The organism is Gimesia sp. (genome assembly GCF_040219335.1).
Lineage (GTDB): Bacteria > Planctomycetota > Planctomycetia > Planctomycetales > Planctomycetaceae > Gimesia.
Window position 1 is genome coordinate 57,154 of record NZ_JAVJSQ010000025.1, and the last position, 17,020, is coordinate 74,173.

At 50.8% G+C, this 17,020-nt stretch carries 10 protein-coding genes; 6 read left to right on the forward strand and 4 right to left on the reverse strand.

What is annotated here, in order from left to right:
• Position 1: 1 nt before the first annotated feature.
• The gene (locus tag RID21_RS19765; protein ID WP_350191844.1) at positions 2-865 is read right to left on the reverse strand and encodes a hypothetical protein; all 864 of its coding nucleotides are present in this window, start codon (positions 863-865) and stop codon (positions 2-4) included.
• Between the two features lie 908 nt (positions 866-1,773).
• Positions 1,774-2,190 (reverse strand): Na-translocating system protein MpsC family protein, encoded by a 417-nt coding sequence (locus RID21_RS19770; protein ID WP_350191846.1) that lies wholly within the window; start codon positions 2,188-2,190, stop codon positions 1,774-1,776.
• A 670-nt stretch (positions 2,191-2,860) separates the two neighbouring features.
• On the opposite strand from RID21_RS19770, the gene RID21_RS19775 reads away from it, so the two are divergent.
• From RID21_RS19775 to RID21_RS19785, 3 genes are all read left to right on the forward strand, one after another.
• Complete coding sequence (locus tag RID21_RS19775; RefSeq protein WP_350191848.1) at positions 2,861-3,061, forward strand: carbon storage regulator; 201 nt, start codon at positions 2,861-2,863, stop codon at positions 3,059-3,061.
• A 116-nt stretch (positions 3,062-3,177) separates the two neighbouring features.
• Positions 3,178-3,558, forward strand: coding sequence for a SpoIIAA family protein (locus RID21_RS19780; protein WP_350191850.1), 381 nt, complete (start codon positions 3,178-3,180; stop codon positions 3,556-3,558).
• 1,214 nt (positions 3,559-4,772) lie between these two features.
• Complete coding sequence (locus RID21_RS19785; RefSeq protein WP_350191852.1) at positions 4,773-10,925, forward strand: RHS repeat-associated core domain-containing protein; 6,153 nt, start codon at positions 4,773-4,775, stop codon at positions 10,923-10,925.
• Between the two features lie 37 nt (positions 10,926-10,962).
• Here RID21_RS19785 and RID21_RS19790 read toward each other — a convergent pair whose 3' ends face one another.
• Positions 10,963-12,639: a hypothetical protein gene (locus tag RID21_RS19790; RefSeq protein WP_350191854.1), complete on the reverse strand. Its 1,677-nt coding sequence runs from the start codon at positions 12,637-12,639 to the stop codon at positions 10,963-10,965.
• A 564-nt stretch (positions 12,640-13,203) separates the two neighbouring features.
• Between RID21_RS19790 and RID21_RS19795 the strand changes: the two genes are divergently transcribed.
• Together RID21_RS19795 and RID21_RS19800 are read left to right on the forward strand one after the other, a co-directional pair.
• Positions 13,204-14,655, forward strand: coding sequence for a cytochrome P450 (locus RID21_RS19795; protein WP_350191912.1), 1,452 nt, complete (start codon positions 13,204-13,206; stop codon positions 14,653-14,655).
• Entirely contained in the window at positions 14,655-15,524 is an 870-nt protein-coding gene (locus RID21_RS19800; RefSeq protein WP_350191856.1) for an SDR family NAD(P)-dependent oxidoreductase, read from the forward strand. Before RID21_RS19795 ends, RID21_RS19800 begins: the two co-directional genes overlap by 1 nt.
• Before the next feature lie 698 nt (positions 15,525-16,222).
• On the opposite strand, the gene RID21_RS19805 is transcribed toward RID21_RS19800, so the two are convergent.
• Complete coding sequence (locus RID21_RS19805) at positions 16,223-16,669, reverse strand: Mu transposase domain-containing protein (protein WP_350191858.1); 447 nt, start codon at positions 16,667-16,669, stop codon at positions 16,223-16,225.
• Between the two features lie 25 nt (positions 16,670-16,694).
• On the opposite strand from RID21_RS19805, the gene RID21_RS19810 reads away from it, so the two are divergent.
• A complete protein-coding gene (locus tag RID21_RS19810; protein ID WP_350191860.1) occupies positions 16,695-16,952 on the forward strand; it encodes a hypothetical protein in 258 nt (85 codons plus the stop codon).
• The last annotated feature ends 68 nt before the right edge of the window (positions 16,953-17,020 follow it).

Consider the following 17,020-nt stretch of genomic DNA (forward strand, 5'->3'; position numbering starts at 1 on the left):
CTCAAGAATTCTTTGAAACCGCTGGCTGATTCATCAGTATGTCATAGACGACCTCATCAAAGACAATGTGATAGTAGAGATACTGACTGGGATTGGAAAAAAATGCGCTGCTGTTGTAGTGTCCTCGATTACTCACTTCCTGCATGAAGAAATCCAGGTCGATCTGAACCTGCCTGTTTTCGGCATAGATTTGTTTCATACACCAGAGTAATACCGAGTCTGAACCAAATGAGTTCAAAGCCGTAATCGTGGTTTTCAGGTCACCAAAGATTGTGATGACAGTGACAATCAAGATCACGAGATTAGTGGCCCCTAGAAGCTGAAACGAGTGTTTTCGGTTTTCTTCCAGTACCGCCTTGCTGAAGAGTTCGTGGTTTTCAGGCTTGATCGATCTAATGTATTCCAGATTCTCCAGGAAGACGGACTTGTCAAATCGATCAACCAGTTCGTAGGAGAGCAGGTCGTGCCCGATTGTCAGGTTATTATCGACGATGGTTTTCGTATTCTCGACACCGAATTCTCCGTCGATCCCATTCAGCTTTTTCTGATTGGCTTCACTCACTGCATCACGACGTGAAAGCATGTGGCGATAAAGCAGTGGCTCGATCTGCACGTGCCGCATAAACACCTCAGCTGCATCATGGCGCGCCAGATATTTAATACCGAATGCCATCCAGAAGTCGATCAGGTACCCTTCAAATCCGAGTGGATTCCGTCGCAGAATAAACTTGATCGGAAAACTGATGAACCGCAAAAAGAAGTAGAACACGATCAGCAAAGGGCGCAGCAGAATAAAGTCCCACTGTGTTTTCTCTTTCGCGAAAACGTCGTTCATGTAATCGGTGATATAGGGAAATCGTTGCATCGGACAATACTATACAAAAATGTCGTCTGTTCGCAAGATACCTATGTCAGTGAGAGTATGATAAAAATGAGGGGCAATTTAGAAGCGGGCTGATCGTAACCGGAGATAAAGACAAATCGGCTTTGCATTGCGCCAGGTGGAATCTGGAGCCACAGTGTAAATGTGAGAAGTTGACACTTTGGGAGCCGCATGCCCATCGTTAGCGATAACGAACAACAGCAGATAGAGCACTTCTTCTTCAAGATGTCTGGCCTGAAAATGCGGTCTTTTTGACAAGACACCATTCTCGCAGACGAACTTGATCAGAGAAATAATTGATTCGATTCCCCTGGATGTACTGGAGGGGAGTGCAGAATCTGTTCATGTTGATGACGGTTTCATCGACAGATCTTTTAAGGGATCCTGTTCCACTATATGTCACGAATGGGAATCTTTAGAGCGGTCTATAAAAAGCAAAAAGCCGCTGAGTTACAGGGGTATAACCCAACGGCAATCATCTATGGGGAGAGGGGGTTCTCTGACCGCCGATTTGCTGCCGGGCTTTCCATGTGTTTGAGACTGTAATAATAGATTTATTCAGTTATTCGTCAAGAACTATAATCTGGTGTTGATCATTTTCAGGCAAAAGAAAATGCCACAAAACTGTCACAAAGATTATGGGGTGTCATGGGCTCAAGGGATATGTTTGGGAATAATCCGGTTCTGGCGGGGGATGTTACCAGACCTTTCGAAGACCGCTCTATTGATGCTCCAGTTTGGAGGACTCGCCATAGAGATGATTCGGGTGGGTAAACGATATTTCTTCTAATGAGATGTCCAGCGTTTTCACAGTTTCGCGATCTAAGGGATCTAGATGATCGGAACACGCTCTTAATGGAATTTAAATTATCTGCAGATTCAGTCCTGTTTCAGACTGAATCTGGTTCGCTTTCCCCCCATACCTCAGAGGATAAACCGCCGGCAAGCTTAAACACTTGTAGCATGCATCCAGTTGTGAAGACATATATGACAGCTCCAGTTTCCGATTCGACTTCCACAAGAATTTCGCGTAAGACATTCCCGGTAATTTGCTCTACTTCTTCCTGCAACGGTCCTAGTGACAATCTGATTAACTTACGATGAAAGTCACGGATCTGGGCTTCCCCCTCGTCGGTGCTACAAAGAACCTTCTCTTCAGGAGTAAGCGTCTCATGCAGCGTGACTACCATTGTTCCATTACTGAGAACAACCGTCACCGATTTCGGAGCATGCCCGGTATGTTGTTGTTGAAAATTGCGAACGGAATGAGCCACTTGTGCAGTAACGGTGACTGGGGAATAGTTCATGAAAAGCCTCCCTGCAACAAGAATAGACAAGTTTAACGATATGGTCTGTGGACTTTGATTTTGTTGGATGTCTGCGGATACCTACATGACATGAGCGGTTTCTCTGTTCAACATTCTTGCATCTGGTTAATAGCAGGTCGAATGCCATCGTTAATTTCTGCTCAGTTGATTATACCTTCACAAGATAGGGCTGAAATCGAGGATTCCATCATGCATGTCCCATAGCGCCGGCTGGAAAATGAAAGACTCTTCTCAATGAGTCAAAAGCAGACTAAACTTCGGCAGTGCCTGTCATGCCACTACTTCGGAGAGGATGAATGCCTCTCTGATTTGTCCGTACACTGCATCACTGTCAGATGACTTATGTCGCTTCCCTCTCGGAAAAATGTTGTGTATTTCAGAGGGATCGCATTTTATGGGAAACTTCAAGGTCACTGCTTGACATAGTAAAGCGAGCGGATAACATTGGCGTGTTATAGAGAATGGAAGGTTATAAAATCTCACACAGTTTCGGATGAATAGAAAAATCGCTGCTCATAATTATTGGGAAGCGAGTTATTTATTAAGCCGATGCGGTGAAATACTTTCAAGTATTCCACCGCATCGGCTTTTTTTATTGTGGGATTAAGCTGATCGAATTCACCATCCATTAAAACAGAAGATCAGACTTATGCTTGTACTTACCCGTAAGGTCACTGAACAGATACGTATTTCGCAGCATATTGTACTTGAAGTGATCCGAGTCCAGGTGAGGAAAGTGAAATTGGGAATTGAATGTCCCCGCAAAATAAAGGTCCGGCGAAATGAAGTTCCTCTTGATATATTAGAGGTGGAAACGGTTTCTCCGAGAGAGGTTTATACGATCCTCTAATCTTGATTCAAACAGGGAGCGGTATCTCAAGCTATTCTATTCTGAAATTAGACCGATCATGAATTAAAAAGATGTGTTGTTCTTAAATTTCGGCAATGAAAAAGAAAGGACTCCAAATGATTCAATACGAACTCATACAATCCGAAGGTATACTGATCGTGTCTCCTGTAGGACCGTTAGCAGCATCCGATTTTCAGAAGCTTTCTGAAGAGATCGATCCTTATATTGAAGCGCGTGGCAGATTGCATGGATTGTTAATTGATGCAAATAAGTTTTCTGGCTGGGATGATTTTGCCGGCCTGATTGATCACCTGAAGTTTGTCGAAAGCCATCACAAAAAAAACGAAAAAGTCGCAGTACTGAGCGACGACAGATTTTTATCAGCAGTCCCTACATTTGCTGATCATTTCATTCAGGCAGAGATCAAACATTTTCCTCATTCAGAAAAGGAAGAAGCACTTCGCTGGCTCAAGGTTGCCACGAAGACGTTGTCATGAAGTGCTAGAACTAATGAACCGAGAATTTTAGACCACTTATTCGATTGACGAAGGTAATCGTAGTCATGTTCTTCCAGTCGGTGAAAAAGTTGCATAGGCGATTGCGCGTTTGACATGGAAAGTCACTTCGAGGCCAGGTCAGAGTGATGCTGGCACTAGGGATTAAAGAAATCTGCGAACAGATCAAGCTTCTGGATCCCGCAAAAGCGAACCCCTTAGACCCTTACTGATATATAGGTCAATTTTATATCCTTGGCAGGATTTTGCTGGCCAGAGACTCTGTGTCGTGTCTTTACCTTGAGACGTGGGCAGGCCCCTAATGAAAAACGGCTGGGGCAATATCATCAACCGGACAATTCTTCTTAGCTTTTCCCGAAGAGCTTCTTTAATGTTAGAGTGTGTATTTTTTATAGGGGGGGGAGATTTCTATTGAGGGAGAGCAAAATGGCTAAACCATCATGTCCAACGTTTGCATGCGAAATCATTAAAGCAGAACGTCGCTCGTATTGTGAGGTTCCCGGGAATCTTGTTTACTTCGATGGCTGCGGAACAATTATTACATGGGTACCAGATCCTCAGTATGCCAACAATAATACCGCGAGTGAATGATCGGGTAACGAACATTGAGTGGTGTCATTCGTGGGGGCTGGTCAGCATTTACCACATTCCGTGTTCCAGGGGTAGACACCTGACAAGATGGATTTTGGAATCGGCCAGTAGATACCAGAGCTACTGCAACTGCAACTGAAGCGTATCGGAGCGTGAAAATCACGGATGGAGTTGAATCGATCTTAGGGCTCTTGGATGTGTGAAGAACTTCTTGCGGTCAATAATTGAGCGGGAGTGTGAGCTTGGCAGGACAGATTTAACAGGTTAGTCGTTCGCAGTTCATGTTCTCCACCGGCGTCTTCAACCCTGAAAAAGCTCCTCTGGTTTAATTCCCCCATAATGAAAATCAAAGTGCAGAGTAATGAAGAACGGTGTGCAGCAGATATGCCATATTCAAATGTCTCAGAGTCGAATCTGAACATCGGGGATTTCCCCATTTCAGAGTGCTGGATCTACTACTTGACGGCCTGAATTCTGTCGCTGATAATAAATCCGGACTTTGACTTTACTACAAGGTGCCCTTGAACGTTTTATGTGTTGCAACAGCGTACTTTCAAGGGCCTGTATTTAACTGGAAACGGTTAGGAATATGAGGATTGGTCGTCATGAGTTTGAACCGAATTGAGTCGGTGTCGTTTCTGCTCCTTTTTATGATCCTCACTTCAAGTCTCCAGGCTCAGTCGCCACACAATATATATGAATGGACGCCGGAAAAGGTTATCCAGCGGGCCTGGCTGGCAGATCGTGATGATCTGGCCGCAAATAACTACGTGCATTCTCCCGATCGAGGCTTCATCCAGACCGGGCGGGGAAATTACTGTCTGCCGGTAACGGACCTCGTGATTCCCGCAGAGACAACCGAACTCCGCATTGAGCGGCTCTACACCAGCGATTCCCGCTTTCGCGGCCTCTTCGGCACAGGCTGGCACAGCAGTCTCGATGCTTCCTTGAACGTCGGCAAAAATAACATCGTCGAAGTCAGTATCGGGGGGATGACTTATCGATTTCAGACCGACCCGGCGAATCCGGCACTAACCAAACCGCTGCAGTCTTCAACAGCCCGACTCTCAAAAGCGGCCGACGGATCCTATCACTTCCTCTTGCCGGAAGGGACTTGGACTTTCACGGCCGCCGGCAAGCTCAACACCTGGCTTAAGGAAGGGACCACGTTTGAGTTTCAATATACGGGCAATCAGCTTGCGCAGATTCGCGTGGGCGGCAAAGCACTCCTCCAGGTCAAAACCGGCCCGCAGGGACATATCGAACAACTGATCGACGACACAAACCGCACTCTGCAGTATCAGTATGATTCCTCAGGTCACCTGAAACAGGTTTCCCACTTTGATCGGACCACCGAAGCCTATCAGTTCAACGCACAGGGACGGCTTACCGAAGCCCGTTTCCGCAACAGCAGCCGCGTCTTATTTACCTGGGATTCCCAGGGGCATCTGCAGGAAATGAAAGGCCCCGGCCTGAAACGCTCCTCATTTGCGTTTCGACAGTCCAAAGGCAGTCGCCAAATGATTGTGACACTTCCCGGCGAAGTAACACCTCCCCCAATCACAGACTTTTCGATACCTCAGCCCGTCGCGGAAACTCCCCAGCCCCCCCGCTCGCTGCCCATTCCGGAGCCTGTTATTGAACCGGAATCGGAGGCCGACAAAGTCGAGACGATTTTCTACAACGCCAACGACCAGGGTGTCCTGCCGCAGCCCACGCACGCGACACAGTTCACGCTCAAAACGCCCATCCGCCTGACCTACATGATGAACTATCACTGGACGAAGAATAATGAAGGCACCCCCGGCACCATCGCTCTGAAACACGAAAACGGTACCCTGTATGGCCCTTGGCAGACACACGCCCCCCGCGAGGGAGGACGGCCCAATAATGCCATCTGGGAATGCACACCCGATGTCCTGCTCATCAAAGGCACCTATACCGTGCTCGACAGTCAGCCGGAAACCTGGGCACAAAACCAGGAGACCGGCGGTCGGGGCATCACCGAGATCCGCGGGATCAAACTCAAATCCACCCGCCTGGTCCCGGCTACCGATCAGACCGGCAAATGGTATCTGCATGGGGAAAACGATTATCGCTTCCCGTTGCTGCCCGGCTGGCACGTGGAGCAAAACAGCCGTAACAAGGTCAAGGATGAGATTTTCGACACAGTGGTCAATCAGGATCGTTCACTCATCCTGATCTGTTGGAAAGGGCATGAAGATGTCTCTGATGCCCAGACTGCCCTCAAGCAGTTCGTTGCCGAGAAACAGCAGGAGGTACGACAGAATCCACAGATGGCTTCTAATATGGGAACTGCCTACTTTCAGGTGGGCAATGCACCCGCTGCTCGTGTTGGCTATTACACCGCCGGGCGTCAGAGCGCAGTATTTCGTATCTCATTTGTCAAAAAAAATCGGCGGTACGTGATCAACGTGGTCAAGACCGGGTCGGCCCGTCTGGATCAGCCATCGCCCGAGCTGGCACAGCTGTTTAATGCGGTCTCCTTCAATCGAATTCAGCCCATCACCCCCGCTCCTCCAGTGCCACAGTCACCTCTGCCCACACCGCCGCCGGTTCAACCCACTCCCCAACCCGAACCGGGGCTGACGACTGCCTCGCCCGAGCCAGTTCAGCAACCCGCACTGTCCCTGGCCACACTCAGCTGGAAGTTTAACGACAAAGAGCATTCGGTAGAGCAGATCGACTTCGATCAGAACGTCACAAAGAAATACTACGATCCCGCCGGAAGGCTGATCCGCTACGTCCGGCCCGACCAGTCGCAAATGACGTTTGCCTACGATACGTTCGGCAGACTTATCAGCAAAACACGCTACGATAAAACACAGGAGCAATATACCTACGACGGAACATCCAATCGACTGACTTCCGTCACGGATCGTCTGGGTACAGTCTCGATTCAATACAACTCGCAAGGACTGATTCAGGAATTCATCGATGCGCACAAAGTAAGCTCCCGTTTCGATTTTGATTCAAAAAATCAGCTGCGCGGCGTGCAGCGTTCCGATGGCGAGTCGGTGGGATTTGCCTACGACACCAGGGGAGAACTGCAGCAGATGACTTTTGATGGCAAGAACCCCCTCGAGTTCAGCACATCAGAGAACGGTCGCACGACGACCCTCCGCGAGCCGGATGGGGCTTCGGAGTCTTTTGAGTTCACCACCAGCGGCCAGCTCCGCCGCGCAACCGATGCCCTTGGCAAAACCACTTCGTTTCAGTACGGCCCCGGAGGGCAGCTGGTTTCCACGACCAACCCACTGGGCGAAACCACTCGTTATTCCCACGACAGTGCCGGAAATGTGCGCGTCATCAGCCGTTCTGGTGCACAGGATAAGGTGCTCATTTCCTATACGAAAGCTGGACTTCCCCAGTCGGTTACGCTCCCTGGTGACCACAAATTCCAGTTTGAATTCAATCCGTTCGGCAAGATGACCAAAAAGACTGATCCACTCGGCCGCAGTTTTGGTTACGAATACAATCGGCTCCAGCAGCTCTCGAAAATGACCTTCCCGGATGGTACCGCGCGCAACCTGGTCTACGATGCCGCCGGTCGGCTGGTCTCGGATCAGCGGACGAACGACCCTGCCACCACATATCGCTATGATGATCGCGACCGTCTGGTCGAGCTCACGTCGGGTACCGGTTCGCTCCGCTATGAATACGAGGATTATGATCGGCCGGTGCGGATCGTCGATCTCTGGTCGGGACAATTGACCTCGCTGCAGTACGATCAGCGGGGACGACTGATTCAACTGAGCGATACCTTCCGCGGACGAACTGACTATCAATACGACGAATCCGGTCGTGTGACCAAAGTACAGAATACGCGGGGACAGCAGGTCGAATTCTCCTATCAGAATCTGGATCTGCCCATCGAACGTCGCCAGTTGGGAGGCGAAACGGTAAGCTATGAATACGATCTGCTCGGGCAACTCAAACGGGAAGACTCTACGGTTACCGGCACGAAACGCTACGACTATGATGCCCTGAACCGCTTGAAGGAAGAGACAACTCCCACACGCGGCACGCGGCGGTACGAATACAATCCCGCCGGTAATCTGACCCGTGTGCAGTCAGGGCAGAGCGAGTATCGTTATGAGTACGATCCGACAGATAATTTGACGGCCATCAACGCTCCCGGCGGGGGACAGACCCGGTTTGAATACGACGGCGTCGGTCGCGTCTTGAGCCGCACTAATGCCCTGGGACAGCGCCGTCAGTACCGCTGGAATCACGCCGATCAACTCGAAGCACTGACACTCGAGAGCGGCAAACAGCTCTCCTATAAGTATGGCGAACAACGCAAACCGGTGGAGATTAGCGAGGGACAGAACGTCATTCGCTCTCATGAATACAACACACAGGGGCTGCCCGTCACCAGTACGGTTAAGGATCAGCACTACCGCTATCTGTATGATCGATCGGGTAAACTGCTCGAAATGCGGAATGACACACAGCGCACCTCGGTCGGTTACACCTATGGAAACGGGGATCGCGTCTCGTCGGTTATACTCCCGGAAGGCAAAACAATCAACTACCGCTACGATGTCGCTGCTCGACTCACCGAAGTTGCTGGCCCCGCAGGTGCAGAGGTTAGCATTGAATACGACGAACTCGGTCGCCGAAAAGCTCTCCTTGCTGGAAAGGCAGCTCGCATTGAATATGCCTACCATCCCAATGGTCTGCTGCAGCGGATCGAATGCAAACAGAACGATGGCAGGCTGATCTATCAGGCCTCCTATGAATACGACTCCGCCGGACGGATCATCCGCGCGGTGCTCCAGAACAAAAATTTTACCTATGCCTACGATTCCGAGGGACGCCTGAGTGAAACCGTCTATCCCGATGGCCGCCGTGAAGCGTATGAGTACGATCTGGCCGGCAACCTGAAGAAACAGGGCACGGAAGAACGCAAATTCAATGTGTTGAACCAGTTGCTCAATGCCGGCGAGACAACCCTGCAGTACAGCCCCACCGGCAATCTGATCAGCCAGTCGCAACCACAGGGCTCAACCCGCTACGATTATGACGCTCTCGATTTCCTGCAGCGGGTCGCCCTGCAGAACAGCAAGTCCGTCGAGTACGCTTATGATCCCGATGGTCTGCTGGCTGCGCGAAACGTTGCTGGCAAGACCATACAGTTCCTGCAGGACCGAAAAAACATCGTGGGCGAACTGAGCGATGGTAAACTGGATCGCATCTATCTCAATGGAAACGACCTCGATCAGCGGTTCGGGCAGGTTATCGGCAACGAACAGTATTACTTCATCACCGCGCCCGATCACTCCGTCCTCGCAGTCATCAACCAGCAGGGTGAACTCGTCAACAGCTACACTTATTCCCCCTGCGGTGAGGTCAGTGTTATTGAAGAACAGGTTCCAAACCGCTTCTTCGCCAAAGGGCGCTATCTCGACCGGGAAACGGGACTCTATCATTACCGCAGTCGCTGGTATGACGCGTCCCTGTCTGTCTTCATCTCTCCTGATACCGATGAGGGAACACTCGCCGATCCAGTGACACAAAACGCCTATCTCTATCTGAACGGTGAGCCCGTCAATCAGATAGACCCCGCAGGCACGACAGGCATCCCGGCGCCCGGATCAACCGGGGCTGTCTGGCTGGAAATTCTTCCGAGTCAACCCATCAATCCTACACATCCTCTCGTTACAATTCCCAAAATGCCGGTCAATGAATGGATTCCGAAAGGGATGAGACATCCCTTCGAGCAGATGGAAGCTGCTCGTAGAGCAGCCTGGGCAGCCCCTGCCGAGGCAGGAGGGACTGCTGCGATGACAGCCGAACAGCAGGCAGCATATCAGACGCTGAGAGCAGGTGGCCTTCCCAGCCAAATGACCAAATTAGGAAAGCTTCGTATACTCGGCAGCCGCATGGCCCCCTGGCTGGGACGGGCTGTCATCATCTACGGGGTCTATCATAGTGGTAAAAATATTTATAACGCCAAAGACCGCGTCGATCAGGCGAAACGTGAAGTCAGTATCTGGGGTTCGGTCTGGCTGGGTGCCAAGCTGGGGGGAGCGATGGGGGCCGGTGCTGGCGGCATTGGTGCAGTTCCGGGCTCGATCCTCGGTGCTATCGCCGGCTATCTGGGTTCCAAGCTGATCACAGATCCTGAGATCCTGTTTGACGACGATCCTCCTGGTACGGGCGAAAATCTGATCTACGTCGTTCCCATCACGGGGAAGAAAGGGCAACCCCCTCAAGAAGTGTTTGTGGAGTTTATGCTGACGGGAGAAGACGAAAAGATGGCGGCTAAGGTGATCATTCATCTGCCGATCAAAGCCGAAGAAGCCGCCGAGCTTAAACAACAGCTTGGTATCGACCGCAAACTGACTTTCTTTGCTGAGAAAGCGGAAGATGGATATTATGTGATTGATGATGACCGGTTGAAAGAGATCATCAGGAAGTACTTTAAGGCGGTCGCTTCGATGGGGGTCGCGCTGGGCATGGGCTTTGCAGAAGGCTTTAAAGGCTTCGGAGGAACCATTGCTCCCGGCGGTGGGGGTGGGAGTTCGAAAGATGAGACTCAGAAGAAGATCGATGCGGCCATTGCCGCGATTAAGGTCACCGTGCACGAAGCCGAAATCTGGATCAAGCCTGGCAAACAAGGGATGACTGGCATTATAAAACTTGATGTCGAAGTTGAAATCCCGGGACAGAAAACATCGCGAAATGCAGTCGATGGAACGTTTACCGGAAAGATCGCGCATCCCAAATAGGACGGGATCAAGACAGTCCCGATACGATTCTCCTGCCCTATGGCGTCTTCGAATCGCTTGGATGTTCTTCTGGAATCTTCCCTGAGCGTACAGCATCAAACTGCTTCTGTAATTCCTGCAGTCGCTTCATCGCCTGCTGAGCCTTCTCGATGGCAACCGGGTTTGGATTCGATACAGTGCCGATCTGTGATTGCAACGTTTTGATTTCGTCCCGGACTTCCTGAATCTGAATTATGATTTGTTGTTCCCTGGCGAGCATTTCCGGCGTCACCTTGACTGGTGGCGTACTGACTGTGGGTGGTTGGTTTGCTGGTGGGACAATAGGCTTTTCGGGTTCGGGAGGTGCCTGCCTGAATTCCGTATGCGAATCGAACAAACCGTTGCGGTACTCAGGTTCGGGTTGTGGCATGACGCCAACAGCAATTTGCATCAATGGCCAGCCTGCTCCGAGCAGAGCAAGCAGAGCGAAAACGATCGAGACAACGCGGCCAGCTTTGGACGGCTGATAGTCTGGTTTGGATTCCATCAATGGTCGCACAACAGGTTCAACTGGTACGTCATGAGCATCGCTCCAGGTGAGAAATGAATTGGCTCCCCACAGCCCCTCGCCGCTGAAACTGTACCTGGTTCCGTCTGTCACCGAGATGGAGAAACCCGGGTCAGTCTGATCGAGTAATATGGCCGATGTTGTGGCCCTCCAGTTGAAGAGGGTGATCATCCAGGCCAGCACACGGAGCCATTGGGGCATCTGTTGTACATAGCCGCCGATCGCTTCGATTTCGTTCACGCGCAAGTATCGCCGGGAAAACCCCCAGGATTCGATGCAGATCCCGTTCTCATCCCATGTCAACCGCCGCGTCTGGTACCACGTAGTGATCACAAAAATTGTGGCGAAGATGCCCCCGATCCCCCACATTACCACTGTCAGTGGCCACCAGCCGCGATCCAGTGGTCCACCAGATGTATCGCCGGTTATGAAGAATGGCAATGCGAAGAAGGCACCTGAGCCCAGAGTCGCCAGCAGATCGGGCAGCCAGCCTGCTGCTCGCGCCTGATAGAAAACGCCCGATTCAGCTGGCGGAGCATGAGGCAGCAGAATGTAGAACAACAAGCCGCCGAACAACATCAATGCCCCATAGGTACGATAAGGAAATACGCTGTGAGTCGGGGCGGCATCCCGGAGATCTGAGGGACTCGGCTCGTAAACACTTAGATAGCGAGGCGCGATCGTGGAATTTACAGGATCAATGCGAACATACGCCAGCAGTGTATCGGCCGGCCATTGATTATTCAGCTGTTGGAGCAGTGGAGTCGTCCTTGAGAGGAACACGGAATTGCGGTGATAGCCGAGCCCTCGCGCAGCAGCCCATGCATTTGAGGGAGCCTTGTCGGTTACCGTTGACATAATGTCGTTCCAGAGCCCTTCCCATTGTGCTCCTGATACCACAACCAGTCTGCCTTCAGTTTCGTAGGCCATGTATTCATCGATAGTCCCCCGCGTTTCGCTGGCGAGATCGACATCTTTGATCCTTTCCTCACCAACATACTTCGACATCATCCCCTTCACGTTCTCGGAATGCTGCTGCTGTTCGCCGATCTCACGCTTCCAGTCGACGGGCTTGATCTCAAACAGGTTACGAGCAGGTGTCAGACACAGCGCGATGCCAGTATAAAGGCAAAAGGCGATGACGACTCGTCTCATGACTTCTCTCATGAATGCAGCTCCCTTTAATCAGGTCAGGGACCTCTATTATTAAATATTTTATTTACTTTTCCAGCGCTTGATGAATGCTAGCTTCTCCTGTGAAGCATTAAATAATTCTTCATGATACAGCTGCTCTGGAGCATCCATGAGATCACTTGACAGGATTATACTTGGTTGGGGAGATGGACTTCTGTTTCCCGGTGTCTGGTAATGATCCGTTTGCAGGAATCTCGTTTAATGAGCATGATCGCTTTGGTCCTTCAACTGGTCCAGACGCCAGGTCAGTTAATCAAATTTCTAAAGCAGACAGCCCATAAATGAGTTCTGCTATTTCCTGGATCGTTTCGAAGAATTTAATGCGATATTCAGGACAGCCGGAACAATCAGTAAAGTCCAACTAAGATTTGACCGAAACTAATAGACGTATAAAAGAATACCAATTTGTGGGCTGGATTGCGCTTAAACAGTAGAAAAATTGAAGAGTGACAATCTGAGTTTCCCACATGATTCAGGAGGTGAACCACCTTGTCTGCAAATACGGACCGGACGCATGTCCTGAAAGGTATCAAAGCTTTGCCTTGGTACACTCATTTTTTTCATGACCCGCTCACGTGTTTTGCTGACATGCAACAGAAATTCGGCCAGATTTTCGCTGTGGGATCGCCAATTCCGTTCAGGCGGAAACAACGTAAATTTGTCATCGCTTTTGGCCCTGACAATAACCGCCGAATACTTCAGGATACGGAGACGTTTCGTCCCGGTTCAGTCAGTGTACGTGGCCCACGTGATTCCGGGCTGAATCGGATCCGCGTTGGTTTTTCTGTAGCGAAACATCAGCAAGACAATTCCTTACGTAAAATTGTTCTGCCTGCATTTCAGAAGAACGCAGTCCAGGATTATCATGCCGATATTGTGACTCTCACGAATGAGGTCCTGGAGCATTGGTCTGATGGCCAGAAAATTGAAATCTGGGAACAAATGCGTATCTTATCAGGAAATCTGGCATGCCAATTGTTATTTGGCCGTGAATCACTGGAAGACTCCCGCGCGTTGGGTGAGTCTCTGCAACAATTTATGCAACAGAGTTATGTTTCGCCAGCATCGCTCAGATTAAACATGGCAGGAACTCCCTATCACGCTTTAGTCCGGCGTGGAGAGGAGATCGCCTCCACTATTCAGAATATGTTGGACAGACGAGAAACATCCATAACTGCACGCTCAGATGTTCTTGAGATGATGGTCCGTACCTTCCAGAACAGCACTGATGCTGAGCACATCCCCGACCTCGTTGGTCCAGCTGCGTTTCTGTTCGTCGCCAGTTTTGAAACTGTAGCCAATGCCATGACCTGGACGCTCTTTCTGCTGGCTCAGCATCCACACATTATGGCTGAACTGTTCGATGAGTTGCAGCAGGTGCTGGGGGGCGAGGCTCCCTCAACCAGACAATTAGCCCAGCTTCCGCTATTGGAGGCCACGATCAAGGAGTCCCTGCGAATTCTGACACCAGTTCCCATTACTTATCGCGTTGCTCGCAAAGAGACGGAACTGAATGGAGTTCAGATCTGCTCTGGTGACAGAGTCATGTGTAGCCAGTATGTTACGCATCATACGCCGGATCTGTTTTCGGAGCCGAACCGATTCAACCCACATCGGTGGTTTTCCATCAATCCCAACACTTACGAATACTTCCCGTTCGGGGCTGGGCCTCGTAGTTGCCTGGGATACACTCTGGGGATGACAATCATCAAGGTCAGTCTGGCAATGATTCTGCAATCATTTCGTTTGTCAGTAATACCGCAAACCCGAATCGATCGCATGGTGAAGCTGACGATGAGTCCTAAACGCGGCATTTCGATGTACGTTCATCGGCAAGACCGCAGGTTCGAGGCAGTCCCTGTGAAAGGGAACATTCATCAGATGGTCGATCTTAAGCAGACAGAATCCAATCGATCAAGCTTCCCTCAGGTTAAGTATGGCAAATCAAAATTCACACGATCAGCCGACACATATGGAGATGCTGCCTGATGAAAAACTTAAATGGTAAGAGAGCTCTGATCACAGGTGCCGCTTCGGGGATTGGCCGCGAAATTGCATTGACTCTGGCGCGAGAAGGTGTGGATGTATACCTGGTCGATATTGATGAAAATGGCCTGTCAAAAGTCGTCCAACAGGCGCAGGAATATGGTGTTACAGCCAGGGGGAGGTTCTGCGACCTCTCCGATACAACTCAGACGACTACTTGTCTGAATGGCTTATTGTCGGAGTCGGGCGGGCTCGACATTCTCGTCAATAACGCCGGGATTGCCTGTTATGGCCCTACAGATGAGATGACGGAGCAGCAATGGAACCAGTTACTGAATGTTAATTTACTGGCACCGATTGAGATCACTCGCCAATTGCTGCCGATTCTTCTGGAACAGAATGAATCGCACATTTTAAACGTCGGGAGTTTAGCAAGCCTGGTCGCCGGCAGCAAACTCACTGCCTACAATGTCAGTAAGTTCGGCCTGCTGGGATTGAGTGAGTCCCTCCTCGCAGAGTATGGTCGTGGCAGCCTGGGGGTGACGGCATTATGTCCCGGGTTCGTCCGCACACAGATATTCCAGAACTCACCTCGGATAGGAAGTTCGCGTCAAGTTCGCACTCCTCCCACCTGGCTCACGACCACACCGGAAAAGGTCGCTGCGATAGCCGTTCGAGCCATTCGAAAAAATCAACCTCTTGTGGTTGTGACACCTTTGGCCAGAATCCTGTGGTTCTGTAAACGTTTGGCGCCCTCGCTGTTTCTGAAATTAATGAGTCGACGACCCAAAAAACGAACAACGAAGACATCACATAACTCGCATTCTTTGCCTGAGATGATTACTGAAATCGGCAGGCAGCGAGCTGCCTGAAATACCGCGGATTACAATTCCATGAACCAGTCCTTAACTGGAGTCTAGAATATGGTTTCTAATAACCGAAAGCGTGCCTGGTGGATCATAACCTGTGGACTTATCTTAAAGTTTGGCAGCCCTGCCGTGTTCCTCATCAATCTGGTAGAGCCGACAGAAACGCTGGTATTCCTGGGCCCTTACCTGCTTGGTACGGCTACCTACCTTTGGGGCTGTAGTGCCTACGCAGTCGCAAAGAATCGGCATGCGGCATGGGGTTGTGCAGGGTTATTTTGTGTTCTGGCGCTACCGCTTTTAATTCGACTGAAAGTACATCATTCCAAGATGATAGCCCGAGCATAAGCGATGGTTGAATTGACTGAATCGGACACAGTCGGAGAACGTATCAGACAGGAGTTGATCGCGATCTTATTCCTGTCAATGGCCATTTAAACTGAAGAAGGCTAAGTTATTAGAGTTTGGTGTCATAGGTCAATCATCGCTGTCGTCATGGATGCTCCAGTGGCAGACATCGTCCCCAAAGGTGACGAGGATATTCGGTTTGCATCAATGGCCAGTGCGTGTTCCACTGCACGTTTCAGCGTGGTGATCGGATGACGTTCCAGCAGACGCAGTACCTTGATAAACTCCGGCGTGCCGGCTGACTGCAGTTCGGCTTCCAGCCGGCGGCGGAGAATGCCCAGACAGACCGGCAGATCTCAGTCCCGCTGGTGCCGTGCGATTAACGTCCCTTCAAACACCAGCCGCACTTCGGCAATGGTGGCCACGATGGTGATCTGGCGATGCGCGTATTTTGTGGGAACCGAGTAACTGTTGGTATCAAAGCGGACCAGCGACAGGGAGTCCGCGTGAGCCTGTCCCAGCCGGCAGGCTGCGAATGTCTGCTGTGGCAGAGGACGCAGGAACTCCCGTTGTTCTTCCGCCAGCAGGCTCCGCTTGGGAGAGCTCTGTCCCCGCAACTGACGCTGCAGATCGTTCCGACAGCATTGCACTAACTGCTGGTTCAGGGCTTCCAGAAAAGCTTCCGTGCACTCCTGGGGAAAGGCCTGGATAAAAATGGCATCCGAATAAGGTAACGTCATCACAAATAACGCGACCTTGGTCAGTGTGCCGTCCGGCCAGACATCGGCAAAGCCGAAGTCCACCTGGGCTTCTCCCGGGGGGATGGCGATGTGGCAGGAAAACCTCGCGGAACTGGGCCTTCCAGTCACGGATGGCTTCCCGGATGATCGTGATTCCACCGGAATACCCGTGTTCGTCCAGCAGACGTTCGAAGATGCGCTTCCCCGTGTGGCGCTGTTTGCGGTGAACGCTGCGGTCGTTCTGCAGAATCTCATGAATGATCGGCAGGAACGGCTCCAGCTTGGAAGGACGGGGCTTAGTCAGCCGATCTCCCGGCGGCTCCGAGTAGGTCAGTATTTTCTGTAACGTGTCCCAGTGAATATCGGACTCGTCACGAGCAGCACGTTGACTGATTTCTCCGATCAGAACACGCC

Coding starts and splice junctions, on each gene's coding strand:
- RID21_RS19770 (WP_350191846.1), bottom strand. CDS start 2,190: ATGAACTATTCCCCAGTCACCGTTACTGCACAAGTGGCTCATTCCGTT.
- RID21_RS19775 (WP_350191848.1), top strand. CDS start 2,861: ATGCTTGTACTTACCCGTAAGGTCACTGAACAGATACGTATTTCGCAG.
- RID21_RS19765 (WP_350191844.1), bottom strand. CDS start 865: ATGCAACGATTTCCCTATATCACCGATTACATGAACGACGTTTTCGCG.
- RID21_RS19800 (WP_350191856.1), top strand. CDS start 14,655: ATGAAAAACTTAAATGGTAAGAGAGCTCTGATCACAGGTGCCGCTTCG.
- RID21_RS19790 (WP_350191854.1), bottom strand. CDS start 12,639: ATGAGAGAAGTCATGAGACGAGTCGTCATCGCCTTTTGCCTTTATACT.
- RID21_RS19810 (WP_350191860.1), top strand. CDS start 16,695: ATGTGGCAGGAAAACCTCGCGGAACTGGGCCTTCCAGTCACGGATGGC.
- RID21_RS19785 (WP_350191852.1), top strand. CDS start 4,773: ATGAGTTTGAACCGAATTGAGTCGGTGTCGTTTCTGCTCCTTTTTATG.
- RID21_RS19780 (WP_350191850.1), top strand. CDS start 3,178: ATGATTCAATACGAACTCATACAATCCGAAGGTATACTGATCGTGTCT.